Origin of the sequence: Enterobacter genomosp. O (assembly GCF_001022965.1) — a bacterium.
Classification (GTDB): Bacteria; Pseudomonadota; Gammaproteobacteria; order Enterobacterales; family Enterobacteriaceae; genus Enterobacter; species Enterobacter cloacae_L.
Window position 1 is genome coordinate 235,856 of the sequence record NZ_LECZ01000024.1, and the last position, 16,583, is coordinate 252,438.

The window sequence follows — 16,583 nt, forward strand, 5'->3', positions numbered from 1 at the left end:
GCTCTTCCGGGGATCAAGCACTCTGCGTGCGGCAGGTCGGTAGATTGTAACTATTTGAAACGGCTATTATCCTTTCAGCGATGCGTTAACCCACTGCTGCAGCGCGCGACGCGAAACTTTAATGCCACCATTTTTAAGCTCGGTCGGCAGCAGCAGCCAGCGGACGGGCTGCTCAAAACGCGCCAGCTTATCCCTGACCCAGTCAGGTAAACAGGCGATATCCGTTCCCGGCTCACACTCCACCACCGCCACCGGACGTTGCCCAAACTCGGCGTCGTCCAGCGGAACGATAAATACCTGGTTAATCTGCGGATGCCGGGCGATAACCCGCTCAAGGCTTTCCGGCTGGATCCCTTCTCCGCCGCTAAAAAAGAGATTGTCCATGCGGCCCAGAATCGTCAGGCGGCCGTCATGCAGCTCGCCGCGATCGCGGGTGGCGAACCATCCTTGCGCATTGGTCAGCGGAATCAGCGCGCCGTCGCGCCAGTAGCCTGAGGCCATGCTTTGCGCTCTGATCCAGACCTCACCGTTAACGACCTGCACCTCTCGGCCCGGCAGCGCGCTGCCCACGTCCGGCTCGCCGTCCGCCGCTTTCGCGCAGACGGTAGAGGCAAACTCGGTCAGGCCGTAACCGCAGAAGGTGCGAATCTCCCGCTCTCTCGCCTTTTGCGTCAATTCCACCGGAATGGCCGCCCCGCCAAGCAAAACCGCTTTCAGGGCAATGTGGCTTTCGGTATTCAGAAGACGCCAGAGCTGGGTCGGCACCAGCGAGGCGTGCGTACAGCCGCGCAAGGCCTGCGCCAGCGGCTGTTTCTCGCGCACGGTTAACCGTGCGCCGGCCAGCAGCCAGCGCCATAAAATACCCTGACCGGAAACGTGAAACAGCGGCAGCGAAAGTAGCCAGTCGTCGTCTTCACCGTAGGGCATCAGCGCCAGCACGCCGCGCGCGCTGGCGAGATGGGCCTCGCAGGTATGCACCGCCGCCTTAGGCAGACCGGTAGAGCCGGAGGTCAGCGTCATGGACGCCAGCCGCGCCGGCTGCCACGCGGCGCGATATTCACCCGCGCGCTCGCACAGGCTCAGGGGAGGAAGACCGTCGTAGAGACCGTCCAGCACCAGTGCAAAGCGCAGGGTCATCTGGGGAAGCAATACGTCCAGCAGCGGGCGCGGCAGCTGGGGATTAACGGGAAGGATACGCGCTCCGCACTGGAGCAGCGCCAGCCACGCCAGCAGGGTTTGCGGGTGGTTATAGGCCAGCAGCAGCACGCCGTCGCCCTCCTCCACGCCCTGCTGGTGAAACCCCGCCGCAAGGCTGTCGACGCGCGCGCACAGCTGTTGCCAGGTAAGCGTTTCGTCGTTCAGCCTCAGGGCAGGCTTATCGGCAGACAGCGCGCGCCAGTGCCGCCAGGGCCAGTCGGTAAAACTCATAGCAGCGGCTCCAGCGCCTCGGTGTCGAGGCACGGCAGCGCGCTGTCCGGCCAGGTGCGGATAAGCTGGGCCTGCATCAGGTTCAGCGTATCGAGGCCAGGAACCGTGTCCGGCGTTAACCAGGCGGCAATACGCGCCAGCTGGGTCAGCCCCAGGCTGGACTCAATCGACGAGCTGATCACCGCCGTCAGCCCTGCGGCGTGCGCCGCCGCGACCTGCTCGCGCACCTTCGCCAGACTGCCGGTCAGCGACGGTTTAATCACTACCGCGCTGACGCCGGGTTCGGCAACGAAGGCAAAACCCGCTTCGCGCAGGCTTTCATCCCAGGCGATGGCAATCCCCGTTTCGCGGGCAAACGCGCGCGAATCGTCGCGGGTTTTACACGGCTCTTCCAGGAAGGCAATGCGGCTGCGGTACGCCGGGTTGACGTATTTCGCAAACTGCTGCGCCTTCAGCGGCGTCCAGGCGCGGTTAGCATCCAGACGCAGGTGCAGATCGGGGATCGCCTCCAGCAGCAGGTTGGCAACCATGCCGTCGCGCACCGCTTCGTAGAGGCCGACTTTGATTTTCGCGACCTTCTCGCCCGGCATGGCGGAGAGCAGCGCGAAGAGCTCGTCCGGATCCCCTGTGCAGAGCGGTGCCGCGCGGTAGTTAGCCTCTTCAGGCAGGCTGCCGTCCAGCTCCGCCAGCGCGCAGCTGATACCAAAAGCCGCGGAAGGCACGTCCGGTAACGCCGGGTTCTCGCCCTCACGCCACGTTTCTGTCCACGCCAGCAATGCAGCCTGCGCGTCCTCCAGCGACTCGAGGCTAAAGCCCGGCAGAGGCGAAATCTCGCCCCAGCCTTCCCGCTCGCCCTGCTGCAGATGCACGAAGAAGCCGTCACGGGTTTTTAACCGCCGTTCACGCAGCACCACGCCCGCGTCCATCGGTATCTGCCAGCGGTAAACCTGTGCGCGACGCATTACGGATTCCGTTTGTATTTGCTAAAGTCCGGCTGGCGTTTTTCGTTAAACGCGTTGCGCCCTTCCTGACCCTCTTCGGTCATGTAGAACAGCATGGTGGCGTTGCCCGCGAGCTCCTGCAGACCCGCCTGACCGTCACAGTCGGCGTTGAGCGCGGCTTTGAGGCAGCGCAGCGCCATCGGGCTGTTTTGCAGCATTTCGCGACACCAGCGTACGGTCTCTTTTTCGAGATCGGCAATCGGCACCACGGTATTCACCAGGCCCATATCCAGGGCTTCCTGGGCGTTGTACTGACGGCACAGGAACCAAATTTCACGGGCTTTTTTCTGCCCGACGATGCGTGCCATGTAGGAGGCCCCCCAGCCGCCGTCAAAGGAGCCTACTTTCGGGCCCGTCTGGCCGAAGATGGCGTTATCTGCCGCAATGGTCAGGTCACACATCATGTGCAGAACGTGACCGCCACCGATGGAGTAGCCTGCCACCATCGCCACCACCGGTTTTGGACAGGTGCGGATCTGACGCTGAAAATCGAGCACGTTCAGGTGGTGCGTGCCCGCATCGTCCTGGTATCCGCCGTAGTCACCGCGCACTTTCTGATCGCCGCCGGAGCAGAACGCCTTATCGCCTTCGCCGGTCAGGACAATCACGCCGATGTTGTCGTCGTAGCGCGCATCCGCCAGGGCCTGAATCATCTCTTTAACGGTCAGCGGACGGAAGGCGTTGCGCACCTGCGGACGGTTAATGGTGATTTTGGCAATGCCGTCGGTGGATTTGTGGTAGCGAATGTCGGTGTAGCCTTCGGAGCAGTCTTGCCATTCAACCGGTGCATAGAGCATGTTTTCATCAGGATAAATCATAGAATGTCCTTTATACGAAGACGCAGTATCTGAGCCAGACTCGCGGTAACCGCATCGGGATTTTCCCGGTGGGCGTTGTGTCCGGCGTTGGAAATTGCATGGCGAACGGCGTTCAGCTCAGCGGCTAGGGCCGCAAACTTCTCATCGCGTTCGCCATAGAGATAATCAAAAGAGAAATTGCGTGCCCCAAGCGCGGCACGCAAATCGGGCTGCACGGCCAGCGACGTTGCTTCGAGCATCATTGCCAGCGCCGCGCCGCTGTTCTGGCTGCGCAGGGTAATCAGCGCCTCGCGCTGGGCATCCGTGAGTGAGGCAAAAACGGGCTGTTGATACCAGTCAGCGAATACCTTACTCAGCGGTTCAGTGCGAAAACGTCTCGCCCAGCGGCGGTCAGATGCCAGCCGCGCATTTCGCGCTTCGTCATCCTGCAGGCCCGGATGCCCGCCCTCTACCACCACGCCCAGCAGCCCCTCTGGCTGCTGGCAGGCATGGAACATCGCAATGCGGCCGCCGAGGGAGTACCCGATGAGCCAGAACTTGAGTATGTTGTAACTAAGTAAGGTTTGGGTGAGCAGCGTGCTTATCTCCTCAAACCCCGTCACGCTAAAATCTCGGGATCCACCGTGACCCGGCAAATCCAGATACAGCCGGGGGTAGTCGCTGAGTTTTTCACCGACTCTCTGCCACTCGCGGCAGTGCCCGGAAAAGCCGTGCAAAAAGACCAGCCAGGGATAGCCTGGCTTGCCGGCCCGCTGAACGCCCGAGAGGATCACAGCTGGCTCACCTGCGCCAGCAGGCTTTGCAGCATCTGCGCACCGTCTGCATCGTTCACCACCAGCTCAATCAGCGTCGCGCCCGGCTGTTTCCAGGCGGTACCTAGCGCGGTATCCAGCTGTTCCCAGCTTTCCGGGCGATGGTATTTCAGGCTGAACATCGCCGCGGCGTGTTCGAACTGCACGTTCTGCGGCATCAGATAGAAGCGCTCGCGCTCGCTCTGCGGCGTGGGCAAAAGGGAGAAAATCTGCCCGCCGTTGTTGTTAACCACAATCAGCACGAACGGGGCTGACGCCTGACGCAGCAGCGCCAGCGCGTTGAGATCGTAGAGCGCGGAGAGATCGCCCACGATCGCCAGCGTCGATTTCGCGCTGGCGCGCTGTACGCCCGCCGCCGTTGAAATCAGCCCGTCGATGCCGCTGGCGCCACGGTTGCTGTAAACCGGGTAGCCGGCAGGCAGCTTCGAAAAGGCGTCAATCAGGCGCACCACCAGACTATTGCCGACAAACAGCTGCCCCTGCTCAGGCAGGAGCTGGCGAATACGGTGCGCCAGCCCGGCCTCGCTAAACGCGTCGCAGTGCGCTTTGGTCAGCTCCCACGCCTGACGCGAAAGGTCCGGGAGGGTAACCGCCCAGGGTTTGCGCTTTTCTGCCGGATGGAGCGTCAGCCAGGCGTCAATACTGCTGACCAGGCGACGACCGCGATGGTGCGCCGGGTCGAGCCGCCCTTCCAGCGGATCCACCAGCCAGTACTCTTCCGGCGTGCAGGTAGCCTGCCATTGCAATAACCGCTTGCCGGTCAAGCTCGAGCCGAGCTGAACCACAATCTGCGCCTGCGACAGCTCGGTAACCGCTTTCGCATTACCCAGCCAGAGGTCGGCGCACGGCAGCGGCTGACCGGTCTGGGAAAGCACGTCGCCAATCAGCGGCCAGCCGAGCGTTTGTGCCCATTCCGCGACCAGCTTGCCTTCAGCGGCGCTCATGCGCCCGGCGATGACCACGCCGCGCTTCTGCCGCCAGAAGAACCAGTCGCGCTGTTTCGCGCTCTCAAGATGCGTCTGCTCGCGCAGCCACGGTTTTTCGCTCTCCCACCAGTCACCGAGAGAGTGCTGCCAGCCCAGGCCCGTGTCGTCCAGCTCACCGTACAGCGGCTCGGCAAACGGGCAGTTGATGTGCAACGCCCCGCCACGCAACGTCTCCATGGCGTGATCGACGGTGGAAACCAGCCAGCTTGCCGGAATATCCTGGGTGGGACGCGGTAACGAAATCGTCTGCGAAGGATGTGAAGCAAAGAGTCCCGGCTGGCGAATCGCCTGATTGGCGCCGCAGTCAATAAGCTCAGGGGGGCGATCGGCGGTGAGCAGGATCAGCTTTTCACCGGTTAACCCGGCTTCGATCAGCGCCGGATAGAGGTTTGCCACCGCGGTACCGGAGGTGACAATCACCGCCACAGGTTCTTTGCTGGCTTTCGCCAGTCCCAGCGCCAGATGGCCGAGGCCGCGTTCATCAAAGTGGGTGTGATGAATCAACGCCCGGTTTTCGGCGGCCGCCAGCGTCAGCGGCGTTGAGCGAGAACCCGGTGCAATACACACGTGCCTGACGCCATGGCGCGTCAGGGCTTCAAGGATCACCGCCGCCCAGCGTCGGTTAAAAGAACTTACTGACATGAGATTGTCCGGTATCAAGAATGCGACACAGTATAAATAATAGAAAAAATTGGAATTTTGATGTGAATCGGGATTGCGCGAATCAGTATTAATCCCTTAGGAGCAGAGAGCGCAATCCGGCGGCTTTATTTTCAATCTCCTGCCACTCCTGCTCAGGGTCAGATCCGCTGACAATGCCGGCGCCAGCGTAAAGCCGCAGGGAATTCTCCAGCACGCGGGCGGAGCGCAATGCCACGCAGAACTCACTTTGATCGGGCGATAAATACCCGGCCGAACCGGCGTACCACTCGCGGTTAAAGGGTTCAACCTTCTGGATAAACTCGCGTGCAGGCTGTCGCGGTAATCCCGCAACGGCCGCGGTTGGCTGCAGCATATTAAGACACTGCTCATCATCGGCCTGCTTGAGCTCGGTCCAGATACAGCGGCGCAAATGCTGCACTTTACGCAGGCGCACCACCTGGGCTGGCAGTACCTCAAGCGTCTGCGTGTGGTGCTGAAGACGCTGACAGATATCTTCCACAACCAGCATATTTTCGCGCTGGTTTTTATCGTCATTCAGCAGCCACTCGCCCAGACGCTGCGCCTGTTTATCATCAGCGTGGCTGGCAACCGTGCCCGCCAGCGCTTCCGTGCGCAGCAGCCTGCCGCGCCGCCGCCAGAGACGCTCGGGCGTTGAGCCAAGAAAGGCGTTGCTGGCGTCAAATACCATGCAGAAATGGTAGCAATGTAAATTCAGGGCGCGGCTGGCCGCCATCAGCGCGACGGGGTTAACGCGCTGTGTAAACTGAAGATCGGTGGCCCTCGCGAGGACGACCTTTTCAAAATCACCGCGCGCGATGGTTTCCGTCGCCCTGCGGACAAGTCTCAGCCATTCGGCCTGTTGTGGCTGATGGGTTTCGTGCTCAACCTGAACGGCCAGCGGGCGGATAGGCCTGGCTGGCTGGAGCTGCTGTAAAAAATCCCGCGCGGCAAAGGCATCGTCCTGCAGCGAGCGATCGCTCCATAATTGCAGGCGCAGCGTGGCGTTTCCGGCCGTGCGTCGCCAGAGCAGACGGGGTAAAAAGAGGCTGCCCTGCTCCGGGTTAAAGGCGTTCAGGCCGCAGATACGGGTATCACCTGCCGCATTTTGCTCGCGCAAAAACTGTGAGGCTATCGCCAGAGAGGAAAAATGGGCAACCGCCCCCAACGCAGCCAGCTCTTCATCGCCGTTACGCTGCTGCCAGTAAAACTGAGGATAGCACTGCTGCGCCCCCAGCCAGGCGAGGGGATCGAAGGCATCTTTTAACGGGAAAGAGACGTCGAAATGACGTATGCCGGGTGCTGCGGGTAACGCTTGCGTAAGCTGGGTACGCAGATGTTCCAGCGCGAGGAAAATCGAATTCACGCGAACCTCTCCCTGTTAAAACCTCGTATTATACGGGGTACTGGCCATAAATAGCAGTACCCACGTATATACACGTCATCCTTCAAGCTGCCTCGGCGTTGGCTACGTCTGCTCACCCCAGTCACTTACTTGAGTAAGCTCCTGGGGATTCTCAGACTTGCCGCCTTGATGCAACTCGAATGATTTTGTGTAAAGGGAGTGGTCAAGCGGCTTAACGACGGGCCAGCAGCAGGCCGAGAACAAGGCCTACGGCGGCGCCTACGCCAATACCCTGCCACGGTTTTTCATGCACGTAATCATCGGCACGATAAACCGCTTTTTTGGCGCGGTAGTAATAGGTATCAGACGCATGGCTGACGCGGTTTTTGACCTCATGCAGCGCCTGTTCGGCACGGGCTTTTAGCTCAATATATTTCTGATCGGCAGGGTCGCCTGAGGAACGTAACACCTCTTCCAGCGTTTCGCTCAGTAAGGCCAGATCGTCATCGATACGGGTATCCCAGGATTGAAATGACATAGTTTTCTCCATGTTAGTACACCAGTCCGCTAACTATAGCCAACGCGCCGCCATTACGCCTGTTTCGTTTCCCGCGCCATGCCGATGTGGGGAATGCCATCTTCGTCATACACGTCCGTTACCGGCGTGAAGCCAAAGTGGGCATAAAACGACTGCAGGTGCGCCTGCGCGCCCAGGTATAACGCCTTGTCCGGCCACTGTTTCTGGCACGCTTCCAGCGTTTTATCCATAAGCTGGTAGCCCAGTTTTTCGCCGCGCGCCTTGCCGCTGATGATGACGCGGCCGATGACGACAGGCTCAAAATCGTCTTCGCTTTTCAGAATCCTCGCATACGCGACCAGCTCGTTATCGCGCCAACCGAGGATATGACGGTTTTCGCCGACAAGGTCATCGCCGTCGATGTCCTGATACGGGCAGGTCTGTTCAACAACAAACACTTCACAGCGCAGTTTAAGCAGCGCGTAGAGCGAATGAACGGTGAGGTCGCTATGGTGAAAATCTTGCCACTGGATCATGTCAGTCTCCTTCCTGGGGTTCATCACGTTATACTAAACCCCTCCCCGTTCGGCAAAGGGCTGATTGCGTTATGGAACTGATTTTTCTGGGTACGTCCGCTGGCGTGCCAACCCGCTCACGAAATGTGACGGCGATTCTGCTGGATCTTAAACACCCAACCCGCGGCGGGCTGTGGCTGTTTGACTGTGGTGAAGGGACGCAGCATCAGCTGTTACATACCGCTTATCACCCGGGCAAGCTGGATAAAATCTTTATCACTCACCTGCATGGCGACCATCTCTTTGGCCTGCCCGGCCTGCTGTGCAGCCGCTCAATGGCCGGTAATGCCAACCCGCTGACGATTTACGGGCCTGCGGGTGTGCGTGAATTTGTTGAAACCACGCTGCGCCTGAGCGGCTCGTGGACGGATTATCCGCTGGAGATCGTTGAGATTAGCGACGGTCTGGTTTTCGATGACGGGGATTATATCGTCACCGCCCAACCGCTCAATCATCCAGTGGAATGCTATGGCTACCGCATTGAGGCGCATGACAAACCCGGCGCGCTGGATGCCGCCGCGCTAATGGCCGACGGCGTTAAGCCCGGGCCGCTGTTCCAGCGCCTGAAGCACGGAGAGACCGTCACGCTGGAGGACGGACGCGTTATTAACGGCCAGGATTATCTCGCCGCACCGCAGCCCGGCAAAAAACTGGCGATTTTTGGCGACACGGCCCCGTGCCCGGCGGCGCTCACGCTGGCTCAGGGCGTGGACGTGATGGTGCATGAAGCCACGCTTGAAGCGGCAATGGAAGAGAAAGCCAACAGCCGGGGCCATAGCTCCACGCGTCAGGCGGCGCAGCTTGCCCGTGACGCGGGCGTCGGGAGGCTCATCGTCACCCACGTCAGCTCGCGCTACGACGCGCGGGGATGCGCAAGCCTGCTGGCGGAGTGCCGCGCGCTGTTCCCGGAATGTGAGCTGGCCGAAGATTTCGCTCAGGTCAGCGTTTAGTCCTTCATTTTTCTCTCAGGATGCCGATAACGATTAAAAGGTCAGCATTTCTCTCGAGGGTAGAATGGATAATTTCCAGAAAGATATTGATGACAGGGCGAATCTGACCCTGTCGAACCGTTTTGAACTGTTGCTGTTCCGTCTGGGCACCTCTCTTAACGAAAACAAATCCGAGCTGTTTGGCATTAACGTCTTTAAGCTGCGTGAAATTGTGCCGATGCCGGAGTTCACGAAACCCGCAGGGATGAAATCACCGCTGATGGGAATGGTGAATATTCGCGATCAGGTGATTCCGGTGATCGATCTGGCCGCCGTAGCGGGCTGTAAGCCCACCACCGGGCTGAACATTCTGCTGATCACCGAATATGCCCGCAGCGTGCAGGCGTTTGCCGTGGAATCGGTTGAGAACATCATGCGTCTGGACTGGAAGCAGGTGCACGCGGCGGAAACCGCCGTTAGCGGCCGCTATATCACCAGCATCGCCTGCCTGGACGAGAAAACCGATACCAACGATCTGGCAATGGTGCTGGACGTTGAGCAGATCCTGTATGACATCACCCCGGCCAATCACGATCTGCACGCCACAAACCTGAAGACCACCAAATTCCATATTAAGCCAGGCGCTGTCGCCATCGTCGCGGAAGATTCCAAAGTGGCGCGTTCGATGCTGGAGAAAGGCCTGCAGGCGATGGAGATCCCGGCGCAGCTGCATATCACCGGTAAAGAGGCGTGGGAGAAAATTGGCGTGCTGGCAGCACAGGCGCAGGCTGAAGGGGTGCCGATCACCGATAAGATCGCTCTGGTGCTGACCGACCTCGAAATGCCGGAGATGGACGGCTTTACGCTGACGCGCAAAATCAAAACCGACCCATTCCTGAAAGACATTCCGGTGGTGATCCACTCTTCCCTTTCCGGCAACGCCAACGAAGATCATATTCGTAAGGTGAAAGCGGACGGTTACGTGGCGAAGTTTGAGCTGAACGAGCTGTCGTCGGTGATTGAGGAAGTGCTGGACCGCTCGATGAAGAAGATTGACGGGCCGCTTATAAGCAGGAAGCAGCTGGCTTAAGTCTGGTGCGGGCTGGTGCCCTCACCCCGTCCCTCTCCCACAGAGAGAGGGCGAAAACCTTAAAAAAAAACCCGCCGAGGCGGGTTTTTTGCTTTTACATTAATGGCATCGCTCGCTGCACGATATCAATCAGCGGCTGCGGATAGATACCGAAGATCAGCACCAGCAGCGCGGAGATGAGCACCACAATACCACCGGCGCTGTACTGCCAGTTGGTAGGGGCATCACGGTTGAGCTGCTGAGGTGCACTCAGGTACAGGCTCACTGCCACACGCAGGTAGTAGTACAGACCAATCGCGGAGCCGATAACCACGCCCGCAGTCAGCCACCACAGGTGCGCCTGCACACCGACGGCCAGAACGTAGAATTTACCGATGAAGCCCAGCGTCATCGGGATACCCGCCAGAGAGAGCATCATCACCGTCATCACCGCGGACAGAATTGGACGATGCCAGAACAGACCACGGTAGGAGAACAGTGAATCGGCATCCGGACCACGGTACGGGCTGGACATCAGGCTCACCACGCCGAACGCGCCGAGGCTGCTGAACAGGTAACCGGCCAGATACACGCCTACGGCTTCCATCGACATCTCACCGCTCTGCAGCGCAATCAGCGCCACCATAAGGTAGCCCAGATGAGAGATAGACGAGTAGCCCAGCAGACGTTTGATGTTGGTCTGGCTCAGCGCCATCAGGTTACCGAAGATGATGGAGACGAACGCGATGATGCCCAGCACCACGCGAACCGCTTCGCTGTCACCCACCGGTGCGTACAGGAACAGACGCATGACCACTCCGAAGATAGCGATTTTGCTCGCCGTCGCCAGGAAGGTCGACACCGGGGCCGGAGCGCCCTGGTATACGTCTGGCGTCCACAGGTGGAACGGAACCAGAGAGAGTTTGAAGCCAAGGCCAACAATCATCATGCCCAGACCCGCCAGCAGCAGCGGCTCATGCAGCATGCCGTCGCCGAGGCTCTTGCCGAGCGCCATGAAGGAGAGATTACCGGACTGTGCGTACAGCAGCGCAATACCAAACAGCAGGAACGAGGACGCCGCCGCAGACAGGATGGTGTACTTGATGCTTGCTTCCAGAGAGCGCTTCTGACGGAAGGCGTAGCCAATCAGACCGAACAGCGGCAGAGAGATCAGCTCAATGCCGAGGAACAGTGCAGCCAGGTGGTTCGCGTTCGCCAGCAGAATGCCGCCCAGCGCGGCAATCAGGACCAGCAGGTAAAACTCTTCTTTATTGTCGTTGTAGCCTTCTAGCCACGGATACGCAAAGGTACAGGTTGCCAGGCTCGCCAGCAGAACCAGACCGGTATACAGCATGGCGTAACCGTCAACGCGCATCAGCGGGGTGACGTCCATCGCCCCCCCCTGGCCAACAAACCAGAGGGAGACTAACGCGGCGTTCAGGCCGATGACCGACAGCGTGGCATTCAGGAAGTGATTGCGTCGCCACGCAATGGAGAGCATCACAACCACCACCGTCAATCCGACGATCAGCAGCGGTAGCAGCGCGATCAGTTGTTGTGGAGTTATTGTCATGGCGAATTACGGCCTTGTAGTAGAAGCAGAATTAACAAACCACTGCTGGATGTTACCCATCGCGCTGTGCGAGGTATCCAGAATCGGCTGCGGGAAGAAGCCCAACAGCACCAGCAGTACGACCAGCAGCAGGATGATGAACAGCTCACGCAGCGACATCCCCGGCAGTTCTTGTGCAGCAATTTCGCTCTTCGCTTTACCGAAGTAAGCGCGGTGCAGCATCGCCAGCGAGTACACGGAAGCGAACACCAGACCAAAGGTGGAGATCACGGTAATCACCGGCACCACTTTGAAGCTGCCGAACAGAATCATAAATTCGCCGACGAAGTTACCGGTGCCCGGCATCCCCAGGGTGGCAACCGCGAAGAACATGGACAGCGCTGGCAGCCATTTAATTTTGCTCCACAGGCCGCCCATCATACGCATGTCGCGGGTATGCAGACGTTCGTACAGCTGGCCGCACAGGATGAAGAGGCCGGCTGCGGACAGACCGTGCGCAATCATCTGGATCACCGCGCCCTGGTACGCCAGCTGGCTGCCGGTGTAGATAGCAATCAGCACGAAGCCCATGTGGGAAACAGAGGTATACGCAATCAGACGCTTGATGTCGTACTGCGTGAAGGCCATCCAGGCACCGTAGAAGATACCGATCACACCCAGCCACATGGCAATCGGTGCGAACTCAGCGGAGGCATTCGGGAACAGCGGCAGTGCGAAACGCAGCAGACCGTAGGCCGCCGTTTTCAGCAAGATGCCCGCCAGGTCAACGGAACCCGCTGTTGGCGCCTGAGAGTGCGCGTCTGGCAGCCAGCCGTGCAGAGGAACCACCGGCATTTTCACCGCGAACGCGATGAAGAAGCCCAGCATCAGCAGATATTCAACGCCGTGCGACATCGGGGTCTTCAGCAGGTCTTCGTAGTTGAAGGTCCAGGTGCCGGTCGCATTGTGATGAACAAACACCAGCGCCAGGATGGCAATCAGCATCACCAGACCGCTCGCCTGGGTATAGATGAAGAACTTAGTTGCCGCCGTGATACGCGTTTTACCGTCGGACGCCTTATGGCCCCACAGCGCGATCAGGAAGTACATCGGCACCAGCATCATCTCCCAGAAGAAGAAGAACAGGAACATGTCGATGGCAAGGAACACGCCGATAACGCCGCCCAGGATCCACATCAGGTTCAGGTGGAAGAAGCCCTGGTATTTTTCAATTTCACGCCAGGAGCAAAGTACCGCCAGAACGCCGAGCAGACCGGTCAGCACCACCATCAGCAGCGACAGACCGTCAATCGCCAGGTGGATCGTAATGCCGAAACGAGGGATCCACGGCAGGATAAACTCAGACTGCCACTGCGGAATGCCCGCAGACTGGGTCAGAGAGTAGCCACCCTGCAACCAGAGTTGCAGACCAAGCGCGAGCGTCAATCCCATGGTGATCAGCGCGATCCAGCGCGGCATCTTCACGCCAAAGCGTTCAGTCTGCCAGCACAGGAAGCCGCCGATGAAGGGAATTAATATTAGCCAGGGTAGTAACATGGCGATTTACATTCCTTTTTAAGGCCCCCAGCAGGGGCCTGATTTTCAACGAATTCGAATAAAATTCACTTAACGATCAACGCAACACCATCAGCAGCGCCAGCACGACAACCGCACCGATGCTCATGGACGCCACATACCAGCGCAGATAACCGTTCTCGCTGTACAGCAGGCCTTTACCTGCAAAGCGGGAGAGGATCGCCGGGATATTCATCAGGCTGTTCAGTGGGTCGCGCTTCAGCAGCCACGCAATGCCCAGGAACGGCTTAACGAAGATCATGTCGTACAGCCAGTCGAAGCCCCACGCGTTGTACCACCAGGTGCCCAGCAGACGGCCTGGCGCACTGTTGGCAACGGCAGTCACCAGCGTACGTTTGCCCAGCCACAGCCATGCAGCGATCAGGATGCCCGCGATAGCGACCACGCCGGAGGTGATTTCAAGCGTCAGAACGCGACCGTGCTCAAGCTCGGTGGTGTCTGGCAGTACGCCCTGCAGCGGTGGCACAATCATCGCGCCAACGAAGGTGGACAGTACCAGCAGCACAATCAGCGGCAGGTGGTGGGTAATCCCCTTCCCTGCGTGAGCGTGAATTTGTTCTTTACCGTGGAATACGATGAAAATCATACGGAAGGTATACAGGGAGGTCATGAATGCACCGACCAGACCCGCAACCATCAGATTGATATGACCATTCGCCATGGCACCCGCAAGGATTTCGTCCTTACTGAAGAAGCCCGCGGTAATCAGCGGCAGTGCCGCCAGCGCCGCGCCGCCGACCAGGAAGCAGATATAAACCAGCGGAATGGACTTACGCAGTCCGCCCATCTTGAAGATGTTCTGCTCGTGATGGCAGGCCAGAATCACGGAACCGGATGAGAGGAACAGCAGCGCTTTAAAGAACGCGTGCGTCATCAGGTGGAAAATGGCTGCGTCCCACGCCTGAACGCCCAGCGCGAGGAACATGTAACCAATCTGGCTCATGGTGGAATACGCGAGAACGCGCTTGATGTCGGTCTGCACCAGCGCGGCAAAGCCTGCCAGCACCAGCGTAACCGCACCGACGATACCCACCAGATGCAGAATTTCCGGAGTCATCAGGAACAGGCCATGGGTACGCGCGATCAGGTAGACGCCTGCGGTTACCATGGTCGCGGCGTGGATCAGCGCGGAAACAGGGGTTGGACCCGCCATCGCGTCGGCCAGCCATGTCTGCAACGGCAGCTGCGCGGATTTACCCACGGCACCACCCAGCAGCATCAGCGTTGCCCACCACAGCATGTTGTTGCCTGCGGCGAAGTGCGCTGGCGCCAGTTCCACCATTTCGCGGAAGTTCAGCGTGCCCAGTTCGTTGTAAAGAATGAACAGCGCGAAGGCGAGGAAGACGTCACCCACGCGGGTTACGACGAACGCTTTCATGGCCGCCGCGCCATTCTTCGGATCGGTATAGTAGAACCCGATCAGCAGGTAGGAACACAGACCCACGCCTTCCCAGCCCAGATACATCAGCAGCAGGTTATCGGCCAGGACCAGAACCACCATGCTGGCGATAAACAGGTTGGTGTAGGCGAAGAAGCGGGAGTAACCCTCTTCACCGCGCATGTACCAGGAAGCGAACATGTGGATCAGGAAGCCGACGCCGGTGACCACGGAGAGCATGGTCAGCGAGAGACCATCCAGCACCAGGTTGAAACCGATGTTGAAATCACCGACCGACATCCAGGTCCACAGCGGAACGCTGAATGGCTGACGTCCGTTGTTAAAGAAGTCGATACCCGCATACGCCGTCACCAGCGCAGCCAGACCGATTGAGCCAATGCCCACGGTCGCAGACAGATTCTCAGACCAGCGGCCGCGAGAAAACGCCAGCAGCACGAAGCCAATCAGCGGAAAAATAATGGTTAAGGCAAGCATGTTCATCCACGCAACTCACTTACTGAATCGATGTTCAGGTTCTGGCGGCGACGATGGAGCTGCAGTAACAGCGCCAGGCCAATACTCGCTTCGGCAGCCGCGAGGCTGATGGCGAGAATATACATCACCTGACCATCGGTCTGGCCCCAGTAACTTCCGGCGACCACGAAGGCCAGCGCGGAGGCGTTAATCATGATTTCCAGGCCGATCAGCATAAACAGCAGATTGCGGCGGATAACCAGACCGGTCAAACCCAGAACGAATAAAATCGCAGCGAGGATCAGTCCATGTGTTAAGGGGATCATGCGCGCTCCTCCGTTTTTCTTTTCGCGCGGTCGTCAGTGCGGTTGCTCAGCACCTCGCCAGCGCGCTCTTCGCGGCCAACGTGGAAAGCAACAACCAGACCTGCCAGCAGCAGCATTGAGGCCAGTTCAACCGCCAGAACGTATGGGCCAAAGAGCGTGATACCGACCTCTTTAGCACTGATTGGCGTTCCGTCGATGCCCTGATCGTTAACACCCAGGATGGCGTAAACGATCACCACCAGCATGATGGCCGACAAGATTGCCGGGCCAATCCACACCTGCGGTTTTAACCACTGACGTTCCTGCTCAATTTCAGAGCCGCCCAGGTTCAGCATCATCACCACGAACACGAACAGCACCATAATGGCCCCGGCGTAGACGATGATTTCCAGCGCACCGGCGAAGTGCGCGCCCAGCGCAAAGAACACCCCGGAAATGGCCAGCAGCGAGATGATTAAGTACAGCAGCGCATGCACCGGATTGGTGTGCGTAATCACTCGCAGCGTAGCCAGGATGGCGATAAGGCCACAGATATAAAAAGCGAATTCCATTGCCCTCTCCTTACGGTAACAGGCTCTTGACGTCGATAGGCTTAGCTTCGTTCTCTGCTTCGCCCTTATCTTTGCCGTCGATTGCCATACCCGCCATCCGGTAGAAGTTATATTCCGGGTATTTGCCCGGACCGGAAATCAGCAGATCCTCTTTCTCGTACACCAGGTCCTGACGCTTGTACTCACCCAGCTCAAAGTCTGGAGTCAGCTGAATCGCCGTGGTTGGGCACGCTTCTTCGCACAGGCCGCAGAAGATGCAGCGTGAGAAGTTGATGCGGAAGAACTCAGGGTACCAGCGGCCGTCTACCGTCTCTGCTTTCTGCAGAGAGATACAGCCTACCGGACACGCTACCGCACACAGGTTACAGGCAACGCAGCGCTCGGAACCGTCCGGGTCGCGCGTCAGCACGATACGGCCACGGTAGCGCGGCGGCAGATATACCGGCTCTTCCGGGTACATCCGGGTTTCGCGTTTGGCAAACGCGTGCAGGCCGATCATCCAGATACTGCGTACCTGGGTACCGAAGCCTACCAGTAATTCTTTTAAGGTCATGGTCTATAGCCCC

16 protein-coding genes are annotated in these 16,583 nt (G+C 59.0%); 2 read left to right on the forward strand and 14 right to left on the reverse strand.

The window, feature by feature from the left end; all coding sequences use genetic code 11:
• Positions 1–66: 66 nt before the first annotated feature.
• The 8 genes from menE to ABR39_RS08680 form a co-directional block, all read right to left on the reverse strand.
• Complete coding sequence (menE, locus tag ABR39_RS08645) at positions 67–1,428, reverse strand: o-succinylbenzoate--CoA ligase (protein ID WP_047346606.1); 1,362 nt, start codon at positions 1,426–1,428, stop codon at positions 67–69.
• Positions 1,425–2,390 (reverse strand): o-succinylbenzoate synthase, encoded by a 966-nt coding sequence (gene menC / locus ABR39_RS08650; protein ID WP_047346607.1) that lies wholly within the window; start codon positions 2,388–2,390, stop codon positions 1,425–1,427. The genes menE and menC overlap by 4 nt, the downstream gene beginning before the upstream one ends.
• On the reverse strand, positions 2,390–3,247 hold the full coding sequence (gene menB / locus ABR39_RS08655; protein ID WP_047346608.1) for a 1,4-dihydroxy-2-naphthoyl-CoA synthase: 858 nt from the start codon (positions 3,245–3,247) through the stop codon (positions 2,390–2,392). The genes menC and menB overlap by 1 nt, the downstream gene beginning before the upstream one ends.
• Positions 3,244–4,020 carry a 2-succinyl-6-hydroxy-2,4-cyclohexadiene-1-carboxylate synthase gene (gene menH / locus ABR39_RS08660; RefSeq protein ID WP_047346609.1) on the reverse strand — a complete coding sequence of 259 codons (777 nt, stop codon included), beginning with the start codon at positions 4,018–4,020 and terminating at the stop codon, positions 3,244–3,246. Before menH ends, menB begins: the two co-directional genes overlap by 4 nt.
• Positions 4,017–5,687: a 2-succinyl-5-enolpyruvyl-6-hydroxy-3-cyclohexene-1-carboxylic-acid synthase gene (menD, locus tag ABR39_RS08665; protein ID WP_047346610.1), complete on the reverse strand. Its 1,671-nt coding sequence runs from the start codon at positions 5,685–5,687 to the stop codon at positions 4,017–4,019. Before menD ends, menH begins: the two co-directional genes overlap by 4 nt.
• Positions 5,688–5,775: 88 nt before the next feature.
• Positions 5,776–7,071 carry an isochorismate synthase MenF gene (menF, locus tag ABR39_RS08670; RefSeq protein WP_047346611.1) on the reverse strand — a complete coding sequence of 432 codons (1,296 nt, stop codon included), beginning with the start codon at positions 7,069–7,071 and terminating at the stop codon, positions 5,776–5,778.
• A 211-nt stretch (positions 7,072–7,282) separates the two neighbouring features.
• Positions 7,283–7,588 carry a stress response protein ElaB gene (elaB, locus tag ABR39_RS08675; RefSeq protein ID WP_008500219.1) on the reverse strand — a complete coding sequence of 102 codons (306 nt, stop codon included), beginning with the start codon at positions 7,586–7,588 and terminating at the stop codon, positions 7,283–7,285.
• A gap of 53 nt (positions 7,589–7,641) precedes the next feature.
• Positions 7,642–8,103 (reverse strand): GNAT family N-acetyltransferase, encoded by a 462-nt coding sequence (locus ABR39_RS08680; RefSeq protein WP_047346612.1) that lies wholly within the window; start codon positions 8,101–8,103, stop codon positions 7,642–7,644.
• A gap of 71 nt (positions 8,104–8,174) precedes the next feature.
• Here ABR39_RS08680 and rbn point away from each other — a divergent pair, with 71 nt between their 5' ends.
• Positions 8,175–9,092 (forward strand): ribonuclease BN, encoded by a 918-nt coding sequence (gene rbn, locus ABR39_RS08685; RefSeq protein ID WP_047346613.1) that lies wholly within the window; start codon positions 8,175–8,177, stop codon positions 9,090–9,092.
• A gap of 64 nt (positions 9,093–9,156) precedes the next feature.
• A complete protein-coding gene (locus ABR39_RS08690; protein ID WP_032643418.1) occupies positions 9,157–10,161 on the forward strand; it encodes a chemotaxis protein in 1,005 nt (334 codons plus the stop codon).
• Positions 10,162–10,255: 94 nt separating this feature from the next.
• Here ABR39_RS08690 and nuoN read toward each other — a convergent pair whose 3' ends face one another.
• The 6 genes from nuoN to nuoI all read right to left on the reverse strand — a co-directional run bounded on the left by nuoN (position 10,256) and on the right by nuoI (position 16,570).
• The gene (gene nuoN / locus ABR39_RS08695; protein ID WP_029740937.1) at positions 10,256–11,713 is read right to left on the reverse strand and encodes an NADH-quinone oxidoreductase subunit NuoN; all 1,458 of its coding nucleotides are present in this window, start codon (positions 11,711–11,713) and stop codon (positions 10,256–10,258) included.
• A 6-nt stretch (positions 11,714–11,719) separates the two neighbouring features.
• The gene (gene nuoM / locus ABR39_RS08700; RefSeq protein ID WP_023312532.1) at positions 11,720–13,249 is read right to left on the reverse strand and encodes an NADH-quinone oxidoreductase subunit M; all 1,530 of its coding nucleotides are present in this window, start codon (positions 13,247–13,249) and stop codon (positions 11,720–11,722) included.
• 76 nt (positions 13,250–13,325) lie between these two features.
• Positions 13,326–15,167 carry an NADH-quinone oxidoreductase subunit L gene (nuoL, locus tag ABR39_RS08705; RefSeq protein WP_032659160.1) on the reverse strand — a complete coding sequence of 614 codons (1,842 nt, stop codon included), beginning with the start codon at positions 15,165–15,167 and terminating at the stop codon, positions 13,326–13,328.
• Positions 15,164–15,466 (reverse strand): NADH-quinone oxidoreductase subunit NuoK, encoded by a 303-nt coding sequence (gene nuoK, locus ABR39_RS08710; protein WP_003861496.1) that lies wholly within the window; start codon positions 15,464–15,466, stop codon positions 15,164–15,166. Before nuoK ends, nuoL begins: the two co-directional genes overlap by 4 nt.
• Positions 15,463–16,017, reverse strand: coding sequence for an NADH-quinone oxidoreductase subunit J (gene nuoJ, locus ABR39_RS08715; protein WP_047346614.1), 555 nt, complete (start codon positions 16,015–16,017; stop codon positions 15,463–15,465). Before nuoJ ends, nuoK begins: the two co-directional genes overlap by 4 nt.
• A gap of 10 nt (positions 16,018–16,027) precedes the next feature.
• Positions 16,028–16,570, reverse strand: coding sequence for an NADH-quinone oxidoreductase subunit NuoI (gene nuoI / locus ABR39_RS08720; protein WP_003861491.1), 543 nt, complete (start codon positions 16,568–16,570; stop codon positions 16,028–16,030).
• Between the last annotated feature and the right edge of the window lie 13 nt (positions 16,571–16,583).